7 protein-coding genes and 1 pseudogene are annotated in these 7,500 nt (G+C 64.6%); all 8 read right to left on the bottom strand.

All coding sequences use genetic code 11. From position 1 onward, the window contains the following. The coding region (locus AC1D00_RS18165; RefSeq protein WP_477011600.1) for a glycosyltransferase at positions 1–953 on the bottom strand (953 nt) is incomplete at its 3' end. After that, the gene (locus tag AC1D00_RS18160; protein ID WP_477011599.1) at positions 950–1,717 is read right to left on the bottom strand and encodes a class I SAM-dependent DNA methyltransferase; all 768 of its coding nucleotides are present in this window, start codon (positions 1,715–1,717) and stop codon (positions 950–952) included. The genes AC1D00_RS18160 and AC1D00_RS18165, both read right to left, overlap by 4 nt. After that, positions 1,714–2,835, bottom strand: a complete 1,122-nt coding sequence (locus AC1D00_RS18155; RefSeq protein ID WP_477011598.1) for a DegT/DnrJ/EryC1/StrS family aminotransferase — start codon at positions 2,833–2,835, stop codon at positions 1,714–1,716. The genes AC1D00_RS18160 and AC1D00_RS18155 overlap by 4 nt, the downstream gene beginning before the upstream one ends. Beyond that, positions 2,832–3,278 carry a cupin domain-containing protein gene (locus tag AC1D00_RS18150; RefSeq protein ID WP_027545045.1) on the bottom strand — a complete coding sequence of 149 codons (447 nt, stop codon included), beginning with the start codon at positions 3,276–3,278 and terminating at the stop codon, positions 2,832–2,834. The genes AC1D00_RS18155 and AC1D00_RS18150 overlap by 4 nt, the downstream gene beginning before the upstream one ends. Positions 3,279–3,405: 127 nt before the next feature. Further along, positions 3,406–4,584 carry a CgeB family protein gene (locus AC1D00_RS18145; RefSeq protein ID WP_477011597.1) on the bottom strand — a complete coding sequence of 393 codons (1,179 nt, stop codon included), beginning with the start codon at positions 4,582–4,584 and terminating at the stop codon, positions 3,406–3,408. Positions 4,585–4,588: 4 nt separating this feature from the next. Continuing rightward, positions 4,589–5,893: a hypothetical protein gene (locus tag AC1D00_RS18140; RefSeq protein WP_477011596.1), complete on the bottom strand. Its 1,305-nt coding sequence runs from the start codon at positions 5,891–5,893 to the stop codon at positions 4,589–4,591. Between the two features lie 41 nt (positions 5,894–5,934). Then, on the bottom strand, positions 5,935–6,897 hold the full coding sequence (locus AC1D00_RS18135; RefSeq protein WP_477011595.1) for a UDP-glucuronic acid decarboxylase family protein: 963 nt from the start codon (positions 6,895–6,897) through the stop codon (positions 5,935–5,937). A gap of 165 nt (positions 6,898–7,062) precedes the next feature. After that, positions 7,063–7,500, bottom strand: a pseudogene (locus AC1D00_RS18130) (glycosyltransferase family 2 protein); the annotation flags it as partial.

The following is a 7,500-nucleotide window of genomic DNA, read 5'->3' as shown; positions in this document are numbered from 1 at the left end:
GCCCAGGCCTCCATCGGCGGCAGGTTGGTCGGGCCGAAATAGCTCGGCATCGCCAGCGCCGCGGCGCCGCGGTAGAGCGCGCCGAGTTCGTCGGACGCGACGAAGCCGACGATTGAGATCTGATCCGACAATCCGTAAGTGCGGATCGCGGCGTTGACCTTGTCGCGGCCGCCGCGGTCCGAGCCGCACAGCACCAGCCGTTCGGTGATGCCGCGCTCGCGCAGCAGCGCGAGTGCGGCGAGCAGCGTCATGTGGTTCTTGTGCGGCCAGAACTGCGCCGGATAGAACAGATAGCCCGGCTCGAGCCCGTACTTCGCCAGCACCGCCGCATCAGCGGCAGCGTCAGGTGCTGACTGGCTGACATAGGCCGAAGGCGAGAACGGGATGCAGACCGCGCGCTCCCGTTCCATGGCGTAGCGGCGGCAGAGATCGTCGATCAGCTCGGGCGCATTGACGATCACGATCGCGGCCTTGGTGCTCGCGAGGCCGAACAGGATCTCGCGGCGCTCGAACTCGCCGAAGGTCCGGACCTCCGGAAACTCGGGCGCGTCGCGATGGCAACCGTCGAAGATCGTGATGATGAAGGGCAGCTGGKAGAGCAAAAGGTGCCGCTTCGAAGTCGAGGTGAAGTGCACGACGTCGATGCCGTCGCGGATCAACGCGCGTTCGAACGGCGATCTCAGCTTCAGCGCGATCTGCACGAGATCGAACGGCCCGCAATATTTCAGAAACAGGAAGGCATAGTCGAGCACGCCGAACTTGAGCAGGCGGGCTGCGACGCCGAACTCCTTCAGGATGTCCAGCGTCTTCGGATAGGGCGAGTACACCACGATCTCATTGCCGGAGGCGGCCGCCCAGTCACGCAGCCAGAGCAAGTCGTTGAGCGGCTGCTGAAAGCCGCCACCAACCTCGAGCGCCTGCTCCAGCATGACGGCGAGCCGCAGGGGTCTCACGGCGTGCCGCTCTTTCTGGCGACCGCGTAGGCGGCCCAGCTCTTCGTGTGCGGTGCGTCCTGTGTCAGCCAGGCGGCGTGGACGGCGGGCCGAAAGCCGCTCGCCTCGAGCGCCGCATCGATCTCGAACGGAAACCAGTAGCGCAGGTGGTGCGCTTCCTCGACACGCCGGATCGTGGCGCGATCCGTGTCCTCGCAGAACAACGTGTAGTTCACGGTGACGGTCGCGGCCTGCTCGTCGTGGTCGGATTGCGCGATGCGGGTGAGACGCAGCGGCTTCTGCTCGATCACCTTGACCCTGGTCTCGACGCCCTGCGCCAGCACGGCGCCGCCGTACCAATAGTCGAAGAAGAACACGCCGCCGGGCTTCAATGCGGCGTGCGCGGTGCGAAACATGGCCGCCAGCGCATCGCGGCTGGTCTGGTAGCTCGCAACGTGGAACAGCGACACCACCGCGTCGAAGTCGCGCTCGGGACCGGCTTCACGGGCATCGCCCTGCCGGAACGGAATCGAAAGGCCGGCCTGCTCGGCGCGGGCCTTGGCACTCGCGATCATCTCGTGGCTGAGATCGATGCCGGCAACGGTCCAGCCCTCGCGCGCGAAGGCGAGAGCATGCAGGCCGGTGCCGCAGCCGAGATCGAGCAGCCTGCCCGAGGTGGTGCCGTGGTCGCGCAGGCGCGCTGCGACGAACGCGGCCTCCGCCGCGTAGTCCTTGTCCCGGTAGAGGAGATCGTACCAGGGCGCGTATTCGGCGAACACCGTCACGCCAAAATCTCCTTCAGCGCCTGTGCGGAGCGCGCGATCTCGTCGTCGGTCAAGGCAAGGCCGCTCGGCAGGTAAAAACCGCGGCGGGCGATGTATTCCGCGTTCGGATGGGATTCGGCGAGCATCAGTCCCATCCGGCGCAGCACCGGCTGCTCGTGCATGCACCAGAAGAACGGCCGCGTCCCGATGCCTTTTTCGCCGAGGCGGCGCATCGCTTCCTTGGCGTCGAACGGTACGTCCTCGTTCAGCACGATGCCGTAGACCCAGTAGATGTTGTCGGCATAGCCGGTGCGGGCAACCGGGCGGCGGATGCGGTTGAGGCCCGCAAGATGCTCGTCATAAAGCCGGCCGATCCGGCGCTTGATCTCGACCGTGCGCGACAGGCGCTCGACCTGGGCGACGCCGAGCGCGGCCTGGAGGTTGGTCATGCGCGCGTTCCAGCCGAGCTCCTCGTGGACGAAACGCTGCTGCGGCTGAAAGCAGAGATTGCGCAGGCCCTGCAGGCGGTCGGCGAGCGCGTCGTCGTCGGTGAGGATCATACCGCCTTCACCGGTCGTGACGTGCTTGTTGGGATAGAAGCTGAAGGTCGAGACGTCGCCGAAGCCGCCGCAGGGCGCGCCGCGATAGGTCTGGCCGTGCATCTCGGCAGCGTCCTCGATCACCTTCAGGTCGTGCTTGCGTGCGAGCGCCAGGATCGGATCGAGATCGACCGGCAGGCCGTAGATGTGAACCAGCATGATCGCGCGCGTGCGCGGCGTGATTGCGGCTTCGACGCGGTCGGCCGTCATGTTCCAGGTCGCGGCATCGCAGTCGACCCCGACCGGCACGAGGCCCGCCCGCACCAGGGCGGCGGCGCAGCTGATGATCGTGAAGGTCGGGATGATGACCTCCGAACCTTGCTCGAGCCCGAGCGCATGAACGGCGATGTCGAGTGCGACGGAGCCGTTGGTCACCGCGATGCCATGGCGCCGCCCCGCAACCTCGGCCATCGCCTGCTCGAAGCGCTTGATGAACGGTCCTTCCGAYGAGATCCATCCGGTCCGGATACATTCGGCGAGATAGTCGGCCTCGTTGCCGTCGAGCAGCGGCGTGTTGACGGGAATGAACGGCGCGGTCACTGGCCAGGGCCCTTGATCCGGATTTCGGACCGGGAGACTTCGGCAAACCGCGTCTTGTCGTCTTCGCCGGAATAGGGACCCTGCTTGATCTCGAACATCTCGAGCGGTTCGAGAACGTGGAAGCCGTGGGCGCCGCTGCAGAGCAGGATGATGTCGCCGGCACCGAGCACGCGGCTTTCGAGATAGTTCTCCTCGACGGTGTAGAAGTCGACCTGGAGCTTGCCCTTCTGGATCAGGAGGGCTTCCTGGGTGTAGTGCACCTCACGCGTCACCTTGTTGTGGCGATGCGGCTCGATGCTCTTGCCCTTCGGATGGCTCATATAGGCGAGCTGCTGCGACAGTTCCGGCGACGAGAAGAAATGGATACCCGGCTCGCGGAACGAGGCGCGCACGATGATCGCGTAGAGCTGGTCGCCGAATCGAACATGTTCGACGTGTTCCATCCTGGGCCTCGACAAAAAGCGCTGTAATTAGAGTGACATAGCTGTATCGCTGCGCACTTTGGCCATTTTGGCCGGGACCGTCAAGGGCGGACGGAAGATGGCAATCGTCGTACCGGCCGGCGGGGATTTAACCGACGAAGGCCAGGATCTCCTCGACGCGCCGGCGGAAGGTATGGGCCGCAAAGGTCCTGGCCTGGCCCGCCTTCGCAATGGACAGGCGAGCCGCGTCGTCGGCGAGATAGCGTTCGATCTGCGCAAGGCAGTCCCCGACCGTGCGCCATGCCGCGACCTCGCGTTCGGGCGCGAACAGCGTATCCAGATTGTCCTTGAAATCGGTGAGCAGGAAGGCGCCGACGCCGGTCGCTTCGAACAGCCGCGCATTGCCGGCCTCGCGGCCGGCCATGTCGATATGCGAGTTGAGCGTGAGGCGGGAGGCGCGGAGCGCCTGGTACATCTCCACGCCCCACACCTCGCCCTGGTAGCAGCGGTGCAGCGGCGAGGAGGCGGGGAGGGTATGCAGGCCGCTGCCGTAGAGCTTCAGATCGTATCTCCGAGCCACCGCTTCGAGTTGTGCCACCCGTTGCTGGTGATCTGCCGACACGGCGCCGACGAAGGAGATGTCGATGCTGCGTTCGGGCGCAGGCGGTAGAACGTTAAGGATATCAGGCTCGAAGGCCAGATGAACCACCTCGGATCTGACGCCGGCATTGCGGAAGGAATGAACGACACTGAGAAGCTGCGAGATCATCAAGTCGTAGGCCGACCAGTCCTCGCCGCGCGAAGGAACGATGCCGACCTGGCCGATCAGGATCGGGCGGCCGATCTGCTTGATCCGGCGCGCAAGGTGCGTGTCGACGTGAAACAGATCCTGGTTGAGGACGAGATCGGGTTTGAAGTCCTCGATCTGCGCCAGCAGGATAGTTTCGGCTTCCGCGTCGAGACGCGGGCTGAGGCCGACCTTGCGCGCGAGCGGTCTCAGCATCGGCTTAAACGGCGCGACCGCGCGTTGCAKCCAGCCAGGAACGGCATCGCGCGCGGCCGGCGCGCCGGGCGGCGGCGGCTCGGTGACGGCAAGGCCATGCTCGCGTGCCCAGGCTGCCCGCATCCAGGGATTGTTGACATGGATGTCGGCGGCTGTGTGCCCGAGGCCGGCGAAATTGCGCGAGTAGAAATCGGCGACGCCGAACAGGCTGGCGTTCCGCACCGCCATCTGCGCCGCATAGGGCTCGTTCTCGAGACCCGGCCGGCGCCGGTAGAGCCAGGAGAGGAAGCGAGGATAGTCGGCGTTGAGGATCAGGATGCGCACGGCGTCACGACTTCGGTTCGAACAGGCTGCGGGGCATCACGTACCAGAGCAGGAACAGGATCGCGATGCCGTGGGTGAGCATGGCAACCGAGAGCGGCACGTTGAGCAGGACGTGCGGAAGCACGCCTGATGACATCAGGACGAAGCGGGCGGGAAGTCCCGCGGAGGCACGGTTGCCGAGCGCCAGCACGAAGCCCGATGCGAGCGCGGTCAAAGGCGCAAGATAGAGGCCGACCGATGCGACCCCTTCGGTCGCAAACAACGACGCATTCAGGTTGCCGAGGTCGTAGGCCTCCTGCATCACGACCGCCAGCGGCGCCTGGTAGGGACAATGCGTCAGCGGCTTGAGGACTGATATCTGGCAGAACCAGGTCAGCGGGTGGCTCGAGAAGAAATTGTTGTAGATGTCGAGGGCGCTGGATGCGGTCGCCATCATCCGGATGTTGACGAGGTCGAAATACTTGCCGGGAATGCTGTTGATGGAGGCACCCGTCAGAACGATCAGGATGAGGCCAAGGAGCATCGGGACGAAGATCGATGCGATGGCTGAAGTCCTCGCCTCCAGGAGGCGCGAGAGCACGGCCAGTACGATCAGCCAGGCGGGTGTGAAGAAAGCGAACTTCGTCAGCGTGATCGGGTAAAAGAACAGGAGCAGGATTAGCACCAGGCCGGCGCGCCGGCGATGGCCGAGCAGCCAGTAGCAGGCGAAGGCGAACGGCAGCAGCATGCTGGAGACCCAGCCGACGAGATATCGCACCGCGCCGGGAAAATCGAGCGCGCCGCGGTACTCGTAGATGTTTGCGACCGCGACCAGGCGGAAATTGTAGGTCGAGGCGACGGCAATTGTGCCGATGGAGACCACCAGGATAGCCGTGAGCAGATGCTCGAAGCCGGCATTCGACAACGTGACGAGCTGCCGCAGCGGCGCCTTGACGAACAGCACGGGCAGCAGGAAGAGCACCAGCGCCAACGCCGCCGAGATGCCTGCGGGGAATTGCGGGTAGCTGTAATACGAGAACACGTCGATCCACAGGAAGCCGAGGATCATCGTGTAGAAATAGAACCCGGCGAAATAGCCGAAGCTGAAGCGGGCGACGACGAACAGCAGCGAAACGACAGAGAAGCCGAGCGCGACGATGACCGCGATCCAGACGCGCTCCTCGCTGAAGCTGATATAGTACTGGAAGGTCGCGACCTTGATCAGCGACAGGCAGGCGACGGCGCTGTGCAGCAGCACCAGGAGCGTCAGCGCAGCCTTCGAGTCCAGCCGCAATCGCAGGTCCCTGATGATGCCGGACGGTTCGCTCATGGCGGACATGCTCGCTGTGGACGAGGGGAGTTGCGAGCGGATCAGGCGATTTCGAGCGAATGCTTGAAATAGGCGATGGTCTCCTTCAAGCCGTCCTCGAGCGCGACCTTCGGCTCCCAGTTCAGCGCCGCCTTCGCCTTGGTGAGGTCGGGCTGGCGCTGGCGCGGGTCGTCCTGCGGCAGCGGCTTGAACACCAGCTTGGAGCGCGAGCCCGTCAGCTCGATGACTTTCTCGGCGAGCTCGCGGATGGTGAACTCGTGATTGTTGCCGATGTTGATGGGGCCGGTAATGTCTTCGTGCGTCACCATCAGCCGCATGATGGCCTCGACGAGATCGTCGACATAGCAGAACGAGCGGGTCTGCCCGCCGTCGCCGAACACGCTGATCGGCTCGCCCTTGAGCGCCTGAACGATGAAGGATGAGACCACGCGGCCGTCATTGGGCTGCATGCGCGGGCCGTAGGTGTTGAAGATGCGCGCGACCTTGATCGGCAGGCCGTGCTGGCGCCAATAGTCGAAGAACAGCGTCTCGGCGCAGCGCTTGCCCTCGTCGTAGCAGGAGCGGATGCCGATCGGGTTGACGTTGCCCCAATAATCCTCGGTCTGGGGATGGATCAGCGGATCGCCGTAGACCTCACTGGTCGAGGCCTGGAAGATGCGCGCCTTCAGCCGCTTGGCAAGGCCCAGCATGTTGATGGCGCCGTGCACCGAGGTCTTGGTGGTCTGCACGGGGTCGCGCTGGTAGTGGATCGGCGAGGCCGGGCAGGCCAGGTTGAAGATCGCGTCGACCTCGATGTAGAGCGGGAAGGTGACGTCGTGCCTGACCGCCTCGAACAGCGGATTTGCGATCAGATGGGCGATGTTGCGCCGGCTGCCGGTGAAATAAKTGTCCGCGGACACCACCTCGGCCCCGGCATCGAGCAGCCGCTCGCAGATGTGCGACCCGATGAAGCCGGCGCCTCCGGTCACGAGGATGCGGCTGTTCTTGTARCTTTCAAACGGCATGATCGGTTCCAGACTGTCCACGGCGGCCGGCTGAGTGGTATCGGCAACAGCCGGACTCGCCAATAGCCAAGTGGCTTTGGGTCGAGGTATTTAATTACCTCTACTGTGCATGGGGTTGTTTTCGCCATTTTTTCAGGCGGGCGGGCAGGGCGCTTGGCGCCGTGGCTAGAATTCCCGCCGCTTCAGCCAGGCCCGCGCGCCCCAATGGGCAAAACACCAGGCCGACCGGATCAGGGAGAGGTGCTCGACATTGCGGTAGATCTGCCAGACCCATTTGGCCGAGCGCGCTGGGCGGCTGGAGACCGAAGAGCCCCTGACGCGGTAGCGGGCAAGGTCCTCGTCGAGGCCGTAGGCGGTGTGGCCGCGCTTGAGGATCGAGAGCCACAGGCAGAAATCGTCATACCCCTCGTTCTTCATCGCAATGGGACCCGCGATCTCGCGGTCGACCATCGCGGTCAGCGTCGCGATCGCGGTGTTCTTCAGGAGCTGCCCGTAGGCGAGCGAGGCCGGCACGGAGATCAGGCGTCCTGTGACCGTGTTGGTCTCGTTGATGCGGCGGAAGGCGGTGTAGCTGAGGGCGGCTTGCTTCTCCCGAGCGAAGGC

The sequence above is a fragment of the Bradyrhizobium sp. P2_E8 genome (assembly GCF_056403875.1).
This window is presented reverse-complemented; position numbering and strand designations above follow the sequence as displayed.